Source organism: Mycobacterium sp. EPa45, assembly GCF_001021385.1.
Lineage (GTDB): Bacteria > Actinomycetota > Actinomycetes > Mycobacteriales > Mycobacteriaceae > Mycobacterium.
The window spans coordinates 2,949,122-2,964,215 of record NZ_CP011773.1 but is presented as its reverse complement, the minus strand read 5'-3'; the positions used below and the strand labels follow the sequence as shown (position 1 = coordinate 2,964,215).

Genomic DNA, 15,094 nt, shown 5'->3' with positions numbered 1-15,094 from the left:
TCGTCTCTGCCTGGGCGTCGCGTCAGCAAGGGGCGAAGCGGCTCAGTCGCGGTTGGTGTCGACGCCCCACAGGACGCGACGAACGACTGTGCCGAACCCGCGGCGCTGTGGCTTAGGCGCTGGCTCGGGTTCGGGTTCGGGTTCTGCCTCGGGCTCAGCCTCGGCCTCGGGCTCGGGCGCAGCGTCCGCCTCGGCCTCGGCTTCGGGCTCGGCCTCGGCTTCGGGCTCTGCCTCAGCTTCGGGCTCGGCCTCAGCTTCGGGCTCGGCCTCGGCTTCGGCTTCGGCTTCGGCTTCGGCTTCGGCTTCGGGCGCAGCCTCAGGCTCAGCCTCGGCTTCTGGCTCCGGCTCGGGCTCCGGCTCCGGCTCCGGCTCTGCCTCGGGCGCAGCGTCCGCCTCAGGCTCAGGCTCAGCCTCGGCTTCTGGCTCCGGCTCCGGCTCTGCCTCGGGCGCAGCGTCCGCCTCAGGCTCAGGCTCGGGCTCGGGCTCGGGCTCAGGCTCGGGCTCCGGCTCAGGCTCAGCAACAGCTTCTGGTTCCGGCTCGCCTTCGGCCTCAGCCTCCGGCTCAGCGTCGGCCACCGGCTCCGCTTCCGGCTCGGCCTCCTCGGTATCGCCAACAGCGGCGGCATCTTCGGAGTCGTGTTCAGCCGCCACCGCGGCCGCGGCGGCGATGCCGCCGCCGGTGACGACGGCCACCAGATCCTCGGCCATTTTCTCAGCCGGCGACTCCTCCTCAGGAGCATCGACCGCCTGCTTACCGCCCAGCGTTGCCGGATCTTCTCGGCCCTTGGGCGCCAACAGGATGTACACGACCGCGCCGATGAACACGAACACCGAGGTGAACGAGTTCACCCGGATGCCGGCGATATGAGTGGCGGTGTCGTCGCGCAGCAGTTCGACCCAGAAACGGCCGATGCAGTACGCCGCCACGTACGCCGCAAACAACCGACCGTGACCGATCTTGAACCGCCGGTCGATCCAGATCAGGAAGAAGAACACGAGCACGTTCCACAGCAGCTCGTAGAGGAACGTCGGCTGCACCACCGCCGCGACCTGCCCGGTGGACACCCCGTCGAGGGAGTGCACGTCGACCATCCCCGACGAATCCCGCCGGTAGAAGATCTCCATCCCCCACGGCACGGTGGTCTCGCGGCCGTACAACTCCTGGTTGAAATAGTTTCCGAGGCGGCCGATCGCCTGCGCCAGGATGATGCCCGGCGCGATGGCATCCCCGAAGGCCGGCAGCGGAATTCCCCGGCGCCGGCAGGCGATCCACGCACCGACGCCACCGAGGGCAACCGCACCCCAGATGCCGAGGCCGCCATCCCAGATCCGCAGCGCTGCACCAATACCCGCGCCGCCCTCGGCGAAATACGTTCGCCAGTCCGTCAGCAGATGGTAGAGCCGGCCACCGATCAGACCGAACGGCACCGCCCACAGCGCGATGTCGTAGATGACGCCGCGCTCGCCACCACGCGCCGCCCAGCGACGGTCACCGATCACCAGTGCGGCGATGATGCCGGCGATGATGCACAGGGCATACGCCCGGATCGGGACCGGGCCCAGATGCCAAACGCCCTGAGGCGGGCTCGGGAAATAAGCCAAGACGGTTGTCGTCACGAAGCAGACACCTTCTGTCGCACACCCATGGCCAACTCTTCGGTCAGCGTCCGCACTGCCGCCAACCCGTCGGTCAACGCCGACACCAGAGCGGAACCGACAATCACGCCGTCGGCGAACGCCGCGATCTCGGCGGCCTGCTCACGCGAGCGCACACCGAGACCGACCCCGACCGGGATATCCGAGACTTCCTTGACTCGGGCGACGAGTTCCGGCGCGGCACTGGACACCGCGTCGCGGGCACCGGTGACGCCCATGGTCGATGCCGCGTAGACGAATCCTCGCGAGGCCTGCACGGTTTTCGTCAGCCGCTCGGGGGTCGACGACGGCGCCACCAGAAAGATCCGATCCAAATCATGCGTCTCCGCGGCGGCCAGCCACTCGTCGGCCTCATCGGGAATGAGGTCCGGGGTGATCATGCCCAGTCCCCCGGCGGCGGCGAGGTCACGCGACCACGCGTCGATCCCGTAGTGCAGCATGAGATTCCAATACGTCATGACCACCGCATGACCGCCGGCGGCACTGATCGCCTCGACCGCGCGCAGCGTGTCCCGAACCCGGACCCCGCCCTGCAACGCGGCCTCGGTCGCGGTCGCGATCACCGGACCGTCCATACCCGGGTCGGAGTACGGAACCCCGACTTCGACGATGTCGCAACCGGATTCGACCAATGCGACCAATGCGTCGATGGAGATGTCAACGGACGGATAACCCGTCGGCAGATAGCCGATCAACGCGGCACGACCCTCGTCGTGGCACGCCGCGAATACCGAACCCAGCCTGCCCGACTGGCTGTGCTGAACGGTCATGAGGCTCCCGGACCGGACTTGTCGAACAGCCCGAACCATTTCGCCGCCGTCTCCACGTCCTTGTCACCGCGGCCGGACAGGTTGATCAGGATGATCGAACCGCGCCCCAGTTCGGCCGCCAGCTTCACCGCGCCCGCCACGGCGTGCGCGGACTCGATGGCCGGGATGATGCCCTCCAACCGGCACAGCAGCCGGAACGCGTCCATGGCCTCGGTGTCGGTGATCGGCTGGTACTCGGTACGACCGATGTCCTTGAGGAACGCATGCTCGGGGCCCACGCCCGGATAGTCCAAACCTGCTGAGATGGAATGCGACTCGATGGTCTGACCATCCTCGTCCTGCAGCAGATACGAGTACGAGCCTTGGAACGCGCCGGGGGTTCCGCCAGCGAAAGTTGCTGCATGCCTACCGGTTTCGACCCCATCACCGGCCGCCTCGAAACCGACCAACCGCACAGACGTGTCATCGATGAACGGGTGGAAGATGCCGATGGCGTTCGACCCGCCGCCCACGCACGCTGCCACCGCGTCGGGTAACCGGCCCGCCTGCGCCAGCATCTGCGCGCGAGCCTCCAGGCCGATGATGCGCTGGAAGTCGCGCACCATCATCGGGAACGGGTGCGGCCCGGCCGCGGTCCCGAAGCAGTAGTAGGTGCTGTCGGCGTTGGTGACCCAATCGCGGAAAGCGTCGTTGATGGCGTCCTTCAACGTCTTCGAGCCCGATTCGACCGACACCACCTCGGCGCCGAGCAGCCGCATCCGCGCCACGTTGAGCGCCTGGCGCGCGGTGTCGACCGCACCCATGTAGATCACGCATTCCAGGCCGAGCAGCGCGCACGCCGTAGCGGTCGCCACACCATGCTGGCCGGCGCCGGTCTCGGCGATGACCCTGGTCTTGCCCATCTGCTTGGCCAGCAGCGCCTGACCGAGCACGTTGTTGATCTTGTGCGAACCGGTGTGGTTGAGGTCTTCACGCTTGAGGAAGATCCGCGCTCCGCCCACATACTCGCTCAACCGGACCGCTTCATAGAGCGGCGACGGACGTCCGGCGTAATGGGTCTGCAGGTTGTCGAGTCGATCCAGGAATTCGGAGTCGGTGCGGGCCTTTTCGTAGGCGGCCGTCACTTCCTCGATCACGGCCATCAGCGCTTCGGCTACGTACCGACCGCCGAAGACTCCGAAGTGGCCACGGGCGTCGGGTTCGTGCGAGGTCGGCTCTGCGACGGCCGCACTCATGCGCGGCACGTTCGGAGTGGAGAGATCAGCCACGACTCAGCGGGCTGGTTTCGGGCAGGAGGGATGGGCTCCCGCGGTCACCAGGTCGGCGACGGCGCTGCGCGGATCCCCGCTGGTCACCAGACCCTCGCCGACGAGTACCGCGTCCGCCCCGGCACCGGCGTAGGCGAGCAGGTCACCGGTGCCCCGCACGCCGGACTCGGCAACCCGGATGATGTTCGACGGCAACCCGGGCGCGATCCGCGCGAAGCAGTCCCGGTCTACCTGCAAAGTCTTGAGGTCACGGGCATTCACGCCGATCACCTTGGCCCCGGCCTGCAGCGCCCGGCTGGCCTCTTCTTCTGTGTGCACCTCGACCAATGCGGTCATGCCCAGCGATTCGGTGCGCTCCAGGAGCGACTCCAAGGCCGGCTGCTCGAGCGCGGCCACGATCAGCAGCAGCATGTCGGCGCCGTGCGCCCTGGCCTCGTGGATCTGGTACGGCCGGACAATGAAATCCTTGCGTAGCACCGGAATTCGCACGGCGGCGCGCACTGCGTCGAGGTCGGCCAGCGACCCGTGGAAACGGCGTTCCTCGGTCAGCACGCTGATCACCCGGGCGCCACCGCTTTCATATGCGCGAGCCAACTCGGCGGGGTCGGCGATGTTGGCGAGCTCCCCCCGGGACGGGCTGGCCCGCTTCACTTCGGCGATGACGGCGATGCCTGGCGCCTGCAGTGCGGCCAGAACGTTCAGGGGAGCCGGTGCGGCCTCGGCGGCAGCCTTGACCTCGTCGAGGCTCACGATCGCCTCACGGGCGGCAACGTCGGCGCGCACTCCCTCGATGATCGAGTCGAGCACACTTGCCGAACTCATGGTTGCCGGATCCCTTCCCACGCCTTGGCGATGTCGCTTAAGTCGTCTTGTGAAGGGTAGTCGTATCGGGCCGCGCATCCGTCACCGACCCTCGGTGTCGGTGCGCCGATCTGTGGGATCGACACCTTCGTCGAGCGCATCCCACATGCCCCGCTCCGATACCCCCGGGTTGGCGTCCTCGCTGCGCACGGCGCTGCGGCGGACGGCGGGCGCGGCATATTTGGCCGTGGCCTGCCGCCCTGCGCGCGCCGAGCGCATCAACAACACGGCCGCGACCAGCGCACACGCCGCGGCGCCGATCGTCAGTCCGGCTCCGACATAGTGCCGATCGCTGGCAACCAGCGTCATCACCGGGAACTCGGCCAGCTCGGCGGCTCGCGGGCCGACGTCAGGGGTGACGATCAGGCTGACACCGAGATAGCCGAGCAGCAGGGTCACCACCGCGACCAGGATTGCGACCGCACGAAGACCCCATCCCCGCACCGCCAACCCGGCCACCGCCGCGGCCAGCAGCAGAACGGCCAACGGCAGCAGCGCATTGGACCAGGTGGCCCCGGTCAGCGTCACGGTCTTGGGCTGGCCCAGGCCGTCGAACGACGTCACCGACACCCACACCAGCCGCGATGCCACCCACAGCAAGACCGCCGAGACGGCCAGCAGCAGCTGCCCGATGCGGATCACGGCGCACTCAGCGTCTCGGCGGCGGCGATCGCGCTCAGCACCGCCTTGGCCTTGTTGGCGGACTCGTTGTACTCGTAGGGGCCGTTGGAGTCCGCCACCACGCCGCCACCGGCCTGGACATATGCGGTGCCCTTGCTCATCAGGGCGGTGCGAATCGCGATCGCGAAGTCGGCGTTGCCGGCGAAGTCCAGGTAGCCGACGACGCCTCCGTAGAGGCCGCGGCGGGTCTTCTCGACCCCTTCGATGAGCTCCATCGCCCGCACCTTCGGCGCACCGGTCAAGGTGCCGGCCGGGAAGCAGGCCGTCACCGCATCCAGGGCGGTGCGGCCGTCGGCGAGCAGCCCGGTGACCGTCGAGACGATGTGCATGACGTGGCTGTAGCGCTCGATGTGGCTGTAGTCCTCGACGCGCACCGTGCCCGGAACGCAGACCCGGCCCAGGTCGTTGCGGCCGAGGTCGACCAGCATCAGGTGCTCGGAGCGTTCCTTCTCGTCAGCCAGCAGCTCCTTCTCCAGTAGCTGGTCTTCCTCCTCGGTCTGACCACGCCACCGAGTTCCGGCGATCGGGTGAGTTGTCGCCCAGCCGTCCTTGACCGTCACCAACGACTCCGGGCTGGAACCGACGATCGAAAACGCCGTTCCCCCAGTCTCATCCGGGACGTGCATCAGGTACATGTACGGGCTGGGGTTGGTGACCCGCAGCATCCGGTAGACGTCGATCGGGTCGACGGCGGTATCGATCTCGAAGCGCTGCGAGGGCACCACCTGGAACGCCTCGCCGGCCTCGATCTCCTTGACCAGCCGCTCGACGATCGCGCTGTACTCCTCCAGCGTGCGCTGCGAGCGGTGCCGGGGCTGCGGACGCGAGAACGTCGCCACGGTCGACGACAGCGGCTGGCTCAGCGCCTTGGTCATCACGTCCAGGCGCGCGACGGCGTCGTCGTAGGCCTCGTCGACACGCTCGTCGGTGCCGTTCCAGTTCACCGCATTGGCGATCAGTGTGATGGTGCCCTCGTGATGGTCGACGGCGGCCAGATCGGTGGCCAGCAGCAGCAGCATGTCGGGCAGGCCGAGGTCGTCGACCACCAACTCGGGCAGCCGCTCGAGACGCCGGACGAAGTCGTAGGCGAAGAACCCGACCATGCCGCTCGACAGGGGCGGCACCCCGGCCAGCGACTCGGTGGACAGCAGCGCCATCGTCTGGTGCAGCGCCTGCAGCGGATCGCCGCCGGTCGGTGCGTCCTGCGGGGTGGCACCAAGCCAAACCGCCTCGCCGTCGCGCACGGTCAACGCCGAGGGTGCCCCCGCCCCGATGAACGACCATCGCGACCAGGACCGGCCGTTCTCGGCGGACTCGAGCAGGAAGGTTCCGGGGCGGTTGGCCGCCAATTTCCGGTACGCCGACAGGGGTGTCTCGCTGTCGGCGAGCACCTTGCGGATCACCGGCACCACGCGATGTTCGGCGGCCAGCGCCCGAAACTCCTCGCGCGTGGTGGTGGCGGCGAGGTTGGATTGCACGGGTACATCCTCCCAGACCCGCCTGGCCCGATTGACCGGCGTAGCCTGCAGCCATGAAACGTGGAGACCGGGTTGCGGACTTCGAACTGCCGGATCAGACCGGCACCGTGCGTTCGCTGACGAGCCTGCTTGCCGATGGGCCGATCGTGCTGTTCTTCTACCCCGCCGCGATGACGCCCGGGTGCACCAAGGAGGCGTGTCATTTCCGCGACCTCGGCTCCGAGTTCGCGGCGCTGGGCGCCAGCCGAGTGGGGATCAGCACCGACGCAGTCGAGAAGCAGGCCCGGTTCGCCGATTCGCAGAGCTTCGACTATCCGCTGCTGTCCGATGCCGACGGCGCCGTGGCCACCGCGTTCGGGGTCAAGCGCGGCCTGCTGGGCAAGCTGATGCCGGTCAAGCGCACGACCTTCGTCATCGACACCGATCGCACGGTTCTCGAGGTCATCGCCAGCGAGCTCAACATGGATACCCATGCCGACAAGGCGCTGGAGGTGCTGCGCCAGCGGCAGAAGGCTTGACGGCGCACATCGTGAAACCTGTTCTGCGACTGTCGGATGTGACGTTTCGCCGAGAAGGCAAACAGATCATCGACGGTATTTCGCTGACGGTGAATGCCGGCGAGCATTGGGCCTTGTTGGGGCCCAACGGTGCCGGCAAGAGCACTCTGCTCGGGTTCTGCGCGGCAGTCACGTTCCCGACGTCGGGAACCGTGGAAATCCTGGGCAGACAAATGGGACACACCGACCTGGCAGTGCTGCGGCGGTCGATCGGGCACGTGAATCCGCGTCACCGGCTGCAATATTCGCTGACCGTGCGCGACGTGGTGCTGACCGGCATCACCGCGACCATCGACATTCCGATGCGGTGGACGCCGAGCGAGGAGGAGTCCGCACACGCCGACGCGATGATCGCGGCGGTGGGCATGACCCGCAAGGCCGACAGCGTCTGGCCGACGCTGTCGCAGGGTGAGCGGGGGCGTGCTCTCATTGCGCGAGCGCTGGTCTCGGAACCCGAACTGCTGCTGCTCGACGAGCCCACGACCGGGCTCGATGTCGCCGCCCGCGAGCAGCTGCTGGAGACCATCGATGGCCTCGACAAAAGCCACCCGGAGGTGGCGTCGATCCTGGTGACCCATCATCTCGAGGAACTGCCGACCACGACCTCGCATGCGCTGCTGATCGCCGACGGTCGCGCCGTCGCCAGTGGGGCTGCACGACATACCATTTCGACCGAGAACGTCACCTCGGCGTTCTCGCATCCGATCGCGGTCGGATACGACGAGGGCCGCTGGAGTGCACGCGCAAAGGCGACCGCGATCGACGTCTAGTCTTCGGGCGCCAGCAGCTGGTCGGCGTCGAAGCAGCTGTGATCGCCGGTGTGGCATGCCCCGCCGACCTGGTCGACCTCCAGCAGCACCGCATCGCCGTCGCAGTCCAGGCGCACCGAGTGCACGTGCTGAGTGTGCCCGGACGTCGCGCCCTTGACCCAGTACTCGCCGCGGGATCGCGAGTAGTAGGTGGCTTCCCGGGTTTCGAGCGTGCGCGCCAGCGCCTCGTCATCCATCCAGGCCACCATCAGCACATCGCCGGTGCCGTGCTCCTGCGCGATCGCCGCGAACAGGCCGTTGGCATCGCGCTTGAGCCGCTTGGCGATATCGGGGTCCAGGCTCATCGCACCGTTATCCCTTCGGCAGCCATCGCGGCCTTCACCTCACCGATGGTCAGCTCGCGGAAGTGGAAGACGCTGGCCGCCAACACCGCATCGGCCCCCGCCTCCACGGCCGGCGCGAAGTCGTCCACGGCGCCGGCGCCGCCGCTGGCGATCACCGGGACCGTGACAGCCTTGCGTACGGCGCGCAGCATCGCCAGGTCGAAACCAGCCTTGGTGCCGTCGGCATCCATCGAGTTCAGCAGGATCTCGCCGACACCCAATTCGGCTCCGCGCATTGCCCATTCGACCGCGTCGATGCCGGTCCCCTGCCGACCGCCGTGAGTGGTGACCTCCCAGCCCGACGGGGTCGTCGCGGAACCGGCTGGAACAGTGCGGGCATCCACCGACAAGACGATGCACTGCGAGCCGAACTGCCGGGACAACTCGGCCAGCAGCTCCGGGCGTGCGATCGCCGCGGTGTTCACCGAAACCTTGTCGGCCCCGGCCCGCAGCAGCACGTCGACATCCTCGACCGAGCGCACGCCGCCGCCGACGGTGAGCGGGATGAAGACCTGTTCGGCGGTGCGGCGCACCACGTCGAGCATCGTCGCGCGGCCCGACGAGGACGCCGTAACATCCAGGAAGGTCAGCTCGTCGGCGCCCTCGGCGTCGTAGACGGCCGCCAACTCGACGGGATCGCCTGCATCACGAAGGTTTTCGAAGTTGACGCCCTTCACCACCCGCCCGGCGTCGACGTCCAGGCAGGGAATCACACGTACCGCGACGTCCATCAGAGGTAATTCTCCGGCGGACCGACCCGGTCGAGGATCTCCATCACATGCCCGTGCACGCCGGGTGCGGCGGCCAGCGCTGCGCGCGACGACGGCGTCCAATTCTCGCCGGTCAGGTCGGTGACGATCCCGCCCGCTGCCCGAACCAGCGCCACCCCGGCGGCGTGGTCCCAGATGTGGTCACCGAAACTGATTGCCGCACCCATGATTCCGGAGGACACATAGGCGATGTCGACACCGGTGGCGCCGTGCATGCGCAGCTTCGAGCAGACTCGGCTCAGGTTCTCCAGCACGGCCAGCCGATAGCGGCCGGGGAAACGTCCGCGCCAGTCGACGTTGAACGTGCCGATGCCGATGACGCACTGGCCGATCTCGCCGTGTCCGATCGGTGGCTGCGCTTCGCCGTTGTAGTAGACCGGTCCGCCTGCCACCGCGGTATACCGCTGATCGGTGAACGGCAGCCAGGTGAGCCCGGCGACGGGTTCACCATCGCGCAGCAGACCCAGCAGGATCGCGGCCATCGGCGAGCCTGCGGCGTAATTGAACGTGCCGTCGATCGGGTCGAGAACCCAGACGAGCGGTGAATCGATGGGGGCGCCGCCGAACTCCTCGCCGTGCACGCCGATGCCGGTGGTGGCCTCCAGGGCCTGGACCACCTGGCGTTCGATGGCCAGGTCCACCTCGGTGGCGAAGTCGTTGCCCTTCTTCTGCACGGCCGAATCCGCTCGGTGTCCGGCGATGAACGGTTTGGACGCGTCATCGAGGATCGCGGCCGCCTGGGCCACCAGGGTGTCGAGGTCCACTACTGACTCACCGCGGCCAGCGCCTCCGGCAGCGTGAATCGGCCCGCGTAAAGCGCCTTTCCGACGATTGCACCTTCCACACCGCTGCCGGTCAAGGTCGCGATTGCGCGCAGGTCGTCCAGGCTCGAAACCCCGCCGGAAGCGATCACCGGCGCGTCGGTGCACTCGGCGACGCCTTCGAGCAGGTCGAGATTGGGCCCCGTGAGTGTGCCGTCCTTCGTCACGTCGGTGACCACGAACCGCGAGCAGCCCTCGCTGTCAAGGCGTTCCAGCACATGCCACAGATCGCCGCCGTCGGTCTCCCAGCCGCGGCCGCGCAGCCGGTGCTCCCCGTCGACGATCTGGACGTCCAGGCCGACCGCCACCTTGTCGCCGAACTCGGCAATCGCGGCGGCGCACCACAGCGGGTTCTCCAGCGCCGCAGTGCCGATGTTGACCCGGGTGCACCCGGTGGCCAGCGCCGCCTTGAGCGACTCGTCGTCGCGGATACCGCCGGACAGTTCGACCTTCACGTCGAGCGCGCCGACCACCTCGGCCAGCAGCTCGCGGTTGGATCCGCGGCCGAACGCGGCGTCCAGGTCCACCAGGTGGATCCATTCGGCACCGTCGCGCTGCCAGGTCAGCGCGGCGTCCAGCGCCGAGCCGTACTCGGTCTCGCTGCCGGCCTTGCCCTGCACCAGGCGCACCGCCTTGCCGTCGACCACGTCGACAGCAGGCAACAAAATCAGTGGCACTCTTACAGCCCCTCAACCCAATTGGTGAGCAGCGCCGCACCGGCGTCGCCACTCTTCTCCGGATGAAATTGTGTCGCCGACAACGGGCCGTCCTCGACGGCGGCCAGGAACCGCACGTGGTGGCTGGCCCAGGTCAGCTTCGCATCGGGTGCGCCCTCCCACTTCTGTGCAGCGTAGGAGTGCACGAAGTAGAACCGGGTGTCGGGATCGAATCCCTTGAACAGCACACTGCCCGGTGCGGCTTCGACGACGTTCCAGCCCATGTGTGGGATCACCGGCGCCTCGAGTCGGGTCACCGAACCCGGCCACTGCCCGCAGCCCTGCGACTCGACCCCGAATTCCACGCCGTGGGCGAACAGGATCTGCATGCCCACGCACACACCGAGCACGGGACGGCCCGCGGCCACCCGCTCGGCGATGATGTGGTCGCCACCGATCCCGCGCAGCCCAGTCATGCACGCCTCGAACGCACCGACCCCGGGAACCACCAGGCCGTCGGCGTTCAGCGCGCGTTGCTCGTCGGCGGTCACCTCGACGTCGGCCCCGGTGCGTTCCAGCGCACGCTGCGCAGAACGCAGGTTGCCTGAACCGTAGTCCAGAACGACCACGGATTTAGTTGTCACAGTGACCCTTTGGTGGATGGCACGCCGGAGACCCGCGGATCGAGTTCGACCGCTTGGCGCAACGCGCGGGCGACCGCCTTGTATTCCGCCTCGGTGATGTGGTGCGGGTCGCGGCCATAGATAGTGCGGACGTGCAGCGAGATGCGGGCGTTGAACGCCAGCGACTCGAACACGTGCCGGTTCACCACCGTGTGGTACGGCACGCTGGAGCCGGCGATCGTGAAGTCGACCATGTAGTCGGGTTCGCCGGTGTGCACGAAGTACGGGCGGCCGGAGACGTCGACCGCGGCGTGGGCCAGCGTCTCGTCCATCGGGATGAAGGCGTCGCCGAAGCGGCGGATGCCCTTCTTGTCGCCGAGGGCCTGACCCAGCGCGGTGCCGAGCACGATCGCGGTGTCCTCGATGGTGTGGTGGCCCTCGATGTCGACATCACCTTGGGCGGAGATCGCCAGATCGAAACTCGCGTGAGTGCCCAGCGCGGTCAGCATGTGGTCGAAGAACGGCACACCGGTGTGCACGCTGACGTCGCCGGTGCCGTCGAGATCGAGCTCGACGACGATGTCGGACTCGCGGGTCTTGCGCTCGACCCTTGCGGTGCGGCTCATGGTGCTCCTAAGTGGGCCAGTTCGGAGGCGGCCAGCCGTGCACTGGCGGCCAGGAAGGCGTCGTTCTCCTCGGCCAATCCGATTGTGGTGCGCAGAAATCCGGGGATTCCGACGTCACGGATGAGAACGCCGTCATCCAGATAGTGCTGCCATGCTTTCGCGGCGTCGACGAATTCGCCGAACAACACGAAGTTGGCGTCGCTGGGGACCACGCGGAACCCGTAATCGCTCAGCGCGGCGCTGACCCGTTCCCGCTCGGCGATCAGGGTGGCGACGCTGCCCAGGGTGTCGTCGGCGTGGCGCAGGGCGGCGCGTGCGGCCGCCTGGGTGACGACCGAGAGGTGATACGGGAGGCGGACAAGTAGCACGGCGTCGATGATGGCCGGGGCGGCGATCAGGTAGCCCAGCCTTCCGCCGGCGAACGCGAACGCCTTGCTCATGGTGCGGCTGACGATCAGCCGGGTGGGGTACTCCTCGATCAGCGCGATGGCGCTGGGCTGGCTGGAGAACTCACCGTAGGCCTCGTCCACGATCAGGATGCCGTGGCGCATGGTGTCGAGCAACCGCCGCAGGTCGTCCAGTGGAACACTCTGTCCTGAAGGGTTGTTCGGGCTCGCGACGAACACCACATCGGGGTCGCGGGCGGCGATGACGGTCGCGGCGGTGTCGACGTCGAGGCTGAAGTCAGCCGCGCGCACCGACTCGATCCACGCGGTCTGCGTCCCGTTCGAGATGATCGGGTGCATCGAGTACGACGGCACGAAACCGATCGCTGTGCGGCCCGGGCCGCCGAACGCCTGCAGCAGCTGCTGCAGGATCTCGTTGGATCCGTTTGCCGCCCAGATGTTTTCGGTACCGACATCCACTCCGGTCTGGGCGCGCAGGTAGGCGGCCAGATCAGTGCGCAGGGCGACGGCGTCGCGATCGGGATAGCGGTGCAGGTCGGCGGCGGCCGCCGCCACCGAGCGAGTGACGTCGTCGACAAGCGCCTTACTCGGCGGGTGCGGGTTCTCATTGGTATTGAGCCGCACCGGCACGTCGAGTTGCGGCGCGCCATAAGGCGATTTGCCGCGCAGGTCATCGCGCAGCGGCAGATCCGCCAGCGTCACGCCGGCTCCGGGGATGTGCGTCACCGTTCGAACCTCCGGCGGACCGCTTCGCCATGGGCAGGCAGATCCTCCGCCTTGGCGAGGGTGATCACGTGTCCGGCCACGTCTTTCAGCGCCGCCTCGGTGTAGTCGACGACGTGGATGCCGCGCAGGAAGGTCTGTACCGACAGGCCGCTGGAGTGCCGTGCGCAGCCCGCGGTGGGCAGCACGTGGTTCGACCCGGCGCAGTAGTCGCCGAGGCTGACCGGCGACCACGGTCCGACGAAGATCGCGCCGGCCGCGCGGATACGGCTGGCCACCTCGTTGGCCCCTACGGTCTGGATCTCCAAATGCTCTGCGGCGTAGGCGTTCACGACCCGCACGCCGGTATCGACGTCGTCGACCAGCACGATGCCCGACTGGCGGCCGCGCAACGCCTCGATCACCCGCTCCCGATGTTTGGTGGTCTCCAGTTGCACGGCCAGCTGGGCTTCGGTGGCCTCGGCCAGCGCCGTGCTGTCGGTCACCAGCACGCTGGCGGCCATCACGTCGTGTTCGGCCTGGCTGATCAGGTCGGCCGCGACGTGCACCGGGTCGGCGGTGTGGTCGGCCAGGATCGCGATCTCGGTGGGTCCGGCTTCGGCGTCGATACCGATCTGCGAACGGCAGATCCGCTTGGCGGCGGTGACATAGATGTTGCCCGGGCCCGTGACCATGTCGACCGGCGCCAACTCGGTTCCGTCGGTGTCGGTGCCGCCATAGGCCAGGAGCGCCACGGCCTGCGCACCGCCGACCGCCCACACCTCGTCGACGCCGAGCAGCGCGGCCGCCGCCAGAATCGTCGGATGCGGCAGACCCCCGTGGTCGGCCTGCGGCGGGCTGGCGATCACCAGGGAGTCGACCCCGGCAGTCTGTGCGGGCACCACGTTCATCACGACGCTCGACGGGTAGACGGCGTTGCCACCCGGCACATACAGGCCGACCCGCTCCACCGGCACCCAGCGCTCGGTGACCGCAGCGCCCGAATCGAACAGGGTGGTGGTGTCGGTACGGCGCTGATCGGCGTGCACAGCGCGGGTGCGATCGATTGCCACTTCCAGTGCGGCGCGCACATCGGCGGGCAGCGCGGCCAGCGCGTCGGCCAGGGCGGCGGTCGGCACGCGCACGGTATCGGGGCGCACCCCGTCGAATTTTGAGCCATACTCCAGCGCCGCGACGGCGCCGCGTTGCGCGATGTCATCGACGATCGGCCGGACCTTGGGGACCACGGCGTCGACGTCTACGCCGCCGCGCGGCAGCGCCGCACGCAGCGAGGCGGCGGTCAGCGCGCGGCCGCGCAGGTCGATCCGGTTCATCGCGAAGCTGGTCATCAGTTCGATTGTCCCCGATCGGTGCACCCGAATAAAAATCGATTGAACGCGCGCCGCAGCGGCCCGGATACTGCGGTTATGCAATTCCAGCTGTGGCTGGCGTTCGTCGGCGCCGCGATCGCCATCAGTGTGTCGCCCGGCGCCGGTGCGATCCAGTCCATGGCGACCGGCCTGGCGCACGGTCTGCGCCGCGGCTACTGGAGCATCACCGGGCTGCAGATCGGCCTCATGCTGCAACTGGCGGCCGTCGCGGTCGGGCTCGGCGCGGCGGTGGCGCAGTCGATGGTGGCGTTCACCGTGATCAAGTGGATCGGCGTGGTCTACCTGGTCTATCTGGCTGTTCGCCAATGGCGCAGCAAGCCCCTCGACCTGGGCGAGCAGGTCACCGTCGACACCGGAGCAGGCCGGCTGCACCTGCTGGTGCGCGGCTGCCTGGTCAACGTCACGAACCCCAAGGGCTTGGTGTTCCTGCTGGCGGTGCTCCCCCAGTTCGTGGTGCCGACGGCCCCGCTGCTGCCGCAATATTTGGCCATCGGGGCGACGATGGTGGTCGTCGACCTGGTCGTGATGGGCGCGTACACCGGGCTGGCCGCTCGGCTGCTGGGCTGGCTGCGCACACCGCGGCAGCAGCGAGCGATGAACCGGACGTTCTCCGGCCTTTTCGCAGCCGCGGCGGTGGTGCTGTCGCTGGTGCGCCGGGGCGCGGCCGCCTAACG

At 68.2% G+C, this 15,094-nt stretch carries 17 protein-coding genes; 3 read left to right on the top strand and 14 right to left on the bottom strand.

What is annotated here, in order from left to right; genetic code table 11:
- Positions 1–42: 42 nt before the first annotated feature.
- The 6 genes from lgt to AB431_RS14025 all read right to left on the bottom strand — a co-directional run bounded on the left by lgt (position 43) and on the right by AB431_RS14025 (position 6,714).
- Positions 43–1,617, bottom strand: a complete 1,575-nt coding sequence (gene lgt, locus AB431_RS14050) for a prolipoprotein diacylglyceryl transferase (RefSeq protein WP_047330441.1) — start codon at positions 1,615–1,617, stop codon at positions 43–45.
- The gene (gene trpA / locus AB431_RS14045) at positions 1,614–2,426 is read right to left on the bottom strand and encodes a tryptophan synthase subunit alpha (RefSeq protein WP_047330440.1); all 813 of its coding nucleotides are present in this window, start codon (positions 2,424–2,426) and stop codon (positions 1,614–1,616) included. Before trpA ends, lgt begins: the two co-directional genes overlap by 4 nt.
- Positions 2,423–3,661 (bottom strand): tryptophan synthase subunit beta, encoded by a 1,239-nt coding sequence (trpB, locus tag AB431_RS14040; protein WP_162489413.1) that lies wholly within the window; start codon positions 3,659–3,661, stop codon positions 2,423–2,425. Before trpB ends, trpA begins: the two co-directional genes overlap by 4 nt.
- Positions 3,662–3,697: 36 nt before the next feature.
- The gene (trpC, locus tag AB431_RS14035) at positions 3,698–4,516 is read right to left on the bottom strand and encodes an indole-3-glycerol phosphate synthase TrpC (protein ID WP_047330438.1); all 819 of its coding nucleotides are present in this window, start codon (positions 4,514–4,516) and stop codon (positions 3,698–3,700) included.
- An 81-nt stretch (positions 4,517–4,597) separates the two neighbouring features.
- On the bottom strand, positions 4,598–5,197 hold the full coding sequence (locus AB431_RS14030; protein WP_047330437.1) for a TIGR02234 family membrane protein: 600 nt from the start codon (positions 5,195–5,197) through the stop codon (positions 4,598–4,600).
- Positions 5,194–6,714 (bottom strand): anthranilate synthase component I, encoded by a 1,521-nt coding sequence (locus tag AB431_RS14025; protein ID WP_047330436.1) that lies wholly within the window; start codon positions 6,712–6,714, stop codon positions 5,194–5,196. The genes AB431_RS14030 and AB431_RS14025 overlap by 4 nt, the downstream gene beginning before the upstream one ends.
- Before the next feature lie 53 nt (positions 6,715–6,767).
- On the opposite strand from AB431_RS14025, the gene AB431_RS14020 reads away from it, so the two are divergent.
- The gene (locus AB431_RS14020) at positions 6,768–7,232 is read left to right on the top strand and encodes a peroxiredoxin (protein ID WP_047330435.1); all 465 of its coding nucleotides are present in this window, start codon (positions 6,768–6,770) and stop codon (positions 7,230–7,232) included.
- Between the two features lie 11 nt (positions 7,233–7,243).
- Positions 7,244–8,041, top strand: a complete 798-nt coding sequence (locus tag AB431_RS14015) for an ABC transporter ATP-binding protein (RefSeq protein ID WP_047330434.1) — start codon at positions 7,244–7,246, stop codon at positions 8,039–8,041.
- Here AB431_RS14015 and hisI read toward each other — a convergent pair.
- Genes hisI through hisD form a run of 8 tightly spaced genes read right to left on the bottom strand, consistent with a single transcriptional unit; the run spans position 8,038 to position 14,378 of the window.
- The gene (gene hisI, locus AB431_RS14010) at positions 8,038–8,385 is read right to left on the bottom strand and encodes a phosphoribosyl-AMP cyclohydrolase (RefSeq protein ID WP_047330433.1); all 348 of its coding nucleotides are present in this window, start codon (positions 8,383–8,385) and stop codon (positions 8,038–8,040) included. The genes AB431_RS14015 and hisI overlap by 4 nt on opposite strands.
- The gene (gene hisF / locus AB431_RS14005) at positions 8,382–9,155 is read right to left on the bottom strand and encodes an imidazole glycerol phosphate synthase subunit HisF (protein WP_047330432.1); all 774 of its coding nucleotides are present in this window, start codon (positions 9,153–9,155) and stop codon (positions 8,382–8,384) included. Before hisF ends, hisI begins: the two co-directional genes overlap by 4 nt.
- On the bottom strand, positions 9,155–9,958 hold the full coding sequence (locus tag AB431_RS14000; protein WP_047330431.1) for an inositol monophosphatase: 804 nt from the start codon (positions 9,956–9,958) through the stop codon (positions 9,155–9,157). The genes hisF and AB431_RS14000 overlap by 1 nt, the downstream gene beginning before the upstream one ends.
- Complete coding sequence (gene priA, locus AB431_RS13995) at positions 9,958–10,692, bottom strand: bifunctional 1-(5-phosphoribosyl)-5-((5-phosphoribosylamino)methylideneamino)imidazole-4-carboxamide isomerase/phosphoribosylanthranilate isomerase PriA (RefSeq protein ID WP_047330430.1); 735 nt, start codon at positions 10,690–10,692, stop codon at positions 9,958–9,960. Before priA ends, AB431_RS14000 begins: the two co-directional genes overlap by 1 nt.
- 2 nt (positions 10,693–10,694) lie before the next feature.
- Positions 10,695–11,315, bottom strand: a complete 621-nt coding sequence (gene hisH, locus AB431_RS13990; protein WP_047330429.1) for an imidazole glycerol phosphate synthase subunit HisH — start codon at positions 11,313–11,315, stop codon at positions 10,695–10,697.
- A complete protein-coding gene (hisB, locus tag AB431_RS13985; protein WP_047330428.1) occupies positions 11,312–11,920 on the bottom strand; it encodes an imidazoleglycerol-phosphate dehydratase HisB in 609 nt (202 codons plus the stop codon). Before hisB ends, hisH begins: the two co-directional genes overlap by 4 nt.
- Positions 11,917–13,044 (bottom strand): histidinol-phosphate transaminase, encoded by a 1,128-nt coding sequence (locus tag AB431_RS13980; protein WP_047333410.1) that lies wholly within the window; start codon positions 13,042–13,044, stop codon positions 11,917–11,919. The genes hisB and AB431_RS13980 overlap by 4 nt, the downstream gene beginning before the upstream one ends.
- 5 nt (positions 13,045–13,049) lie before the next feature.
- Positions 13,050–14,378 (bottom strand): histidinol dehydrogenase, encoded by a 1,329-nt coding sequence (gene hisD, locus AB431_RS13975; RefSeq protein WP_047333409.1) that lies wholly within the window; start codon positions 14,376–14,378, stop codon positions 13,050–13,052.
- 78 nt (positions 14,379–14,456) lie between these two features.
- Between hisD and rhtB the strand changes: the two genes are divergently transcribed.
- Positions 14,457–15,092 carry a homoserine/homoserine lactone efflux protein gene (gene rhtB / locus AB431_RS13970; protein WP_047330427.1) on the top strand — a complete coding sequence of 212 codons (636 nt, stop codon included), beginning with the start codon at positions 14,457–14,459 and terminating at the stop codon, positions 15,090–15,092.
- Positions 15,093–15,094: the final 2 nt, after the last annotated feature.

What these genes read in the sequence shown, in the direction of transcription:
- hisD (WP_047333409.1), bottom strand. Translation starts at nt 14,378, where the DNA reads ATGACCAGCTTCGCGATGAACCGGATCGACCTGCGCGGCCGCGCGCTG.
- trpA (WP_047330440.1), bottom strand. Translation starts at nt 2,426, where the DNA reads ATGACCGTTCAGCACAGCCAGTCGGGCAGGCTGGGTTCGGTATTCGCG.
- hisF (WP_047330432.1), bottom strand. Translation starts at nt 9,155, where the DNA reads ATGGACGTCGCGGTACGTGTGATTCCCTGCCTGGACGTCGACGCCGGG.
- trpC (WP_047330438.1), bottom strand. Translation starts at nt 4,516, where the DNA reads ATGAGTTCGGCAAGTGTGCTCGACTCGATCATCGAGGGAGTGCGCGCC.
- AB431_RS14020 (WP_047330435.1), top strand. Translation starts at nt 6,768, where the DNA reads ATGAAACGTGGAGACCGGGTTGCGGACTTCGAACTGCCGGATCAGACC.
- hisB (WP_047330428.1), bottom strand. Translation starts at nt 11,920, where the DNA reads ATGAGCCGCACCGCAAGGGTCGAGCGCAAGACCCGCGAGTCCGACATC.
- rhtB (WP_047330427.1), top strand. Translation starts at nt 14,457, where the DNA reads ATGCAATTCCAGCTGTGGCTGGCGTTCGTCGGCGCCGCGATCGCCATC.
- trpB (WP_162489413.1), bottom strand. Translation starts at nt 3,661, where the DNA reads ATGAGTGCGGCCGTCGCAGAGCCGACCTCGCACGAACCCGACGCCCGT.
- hisI (WP_047330433.1), bottom strand. Translation starts at nt 8,385, where the DNA reads ATGAGCCTGGACCCCGATATCGCCAAGCGGCTCAAGCGCGATGCCAAC.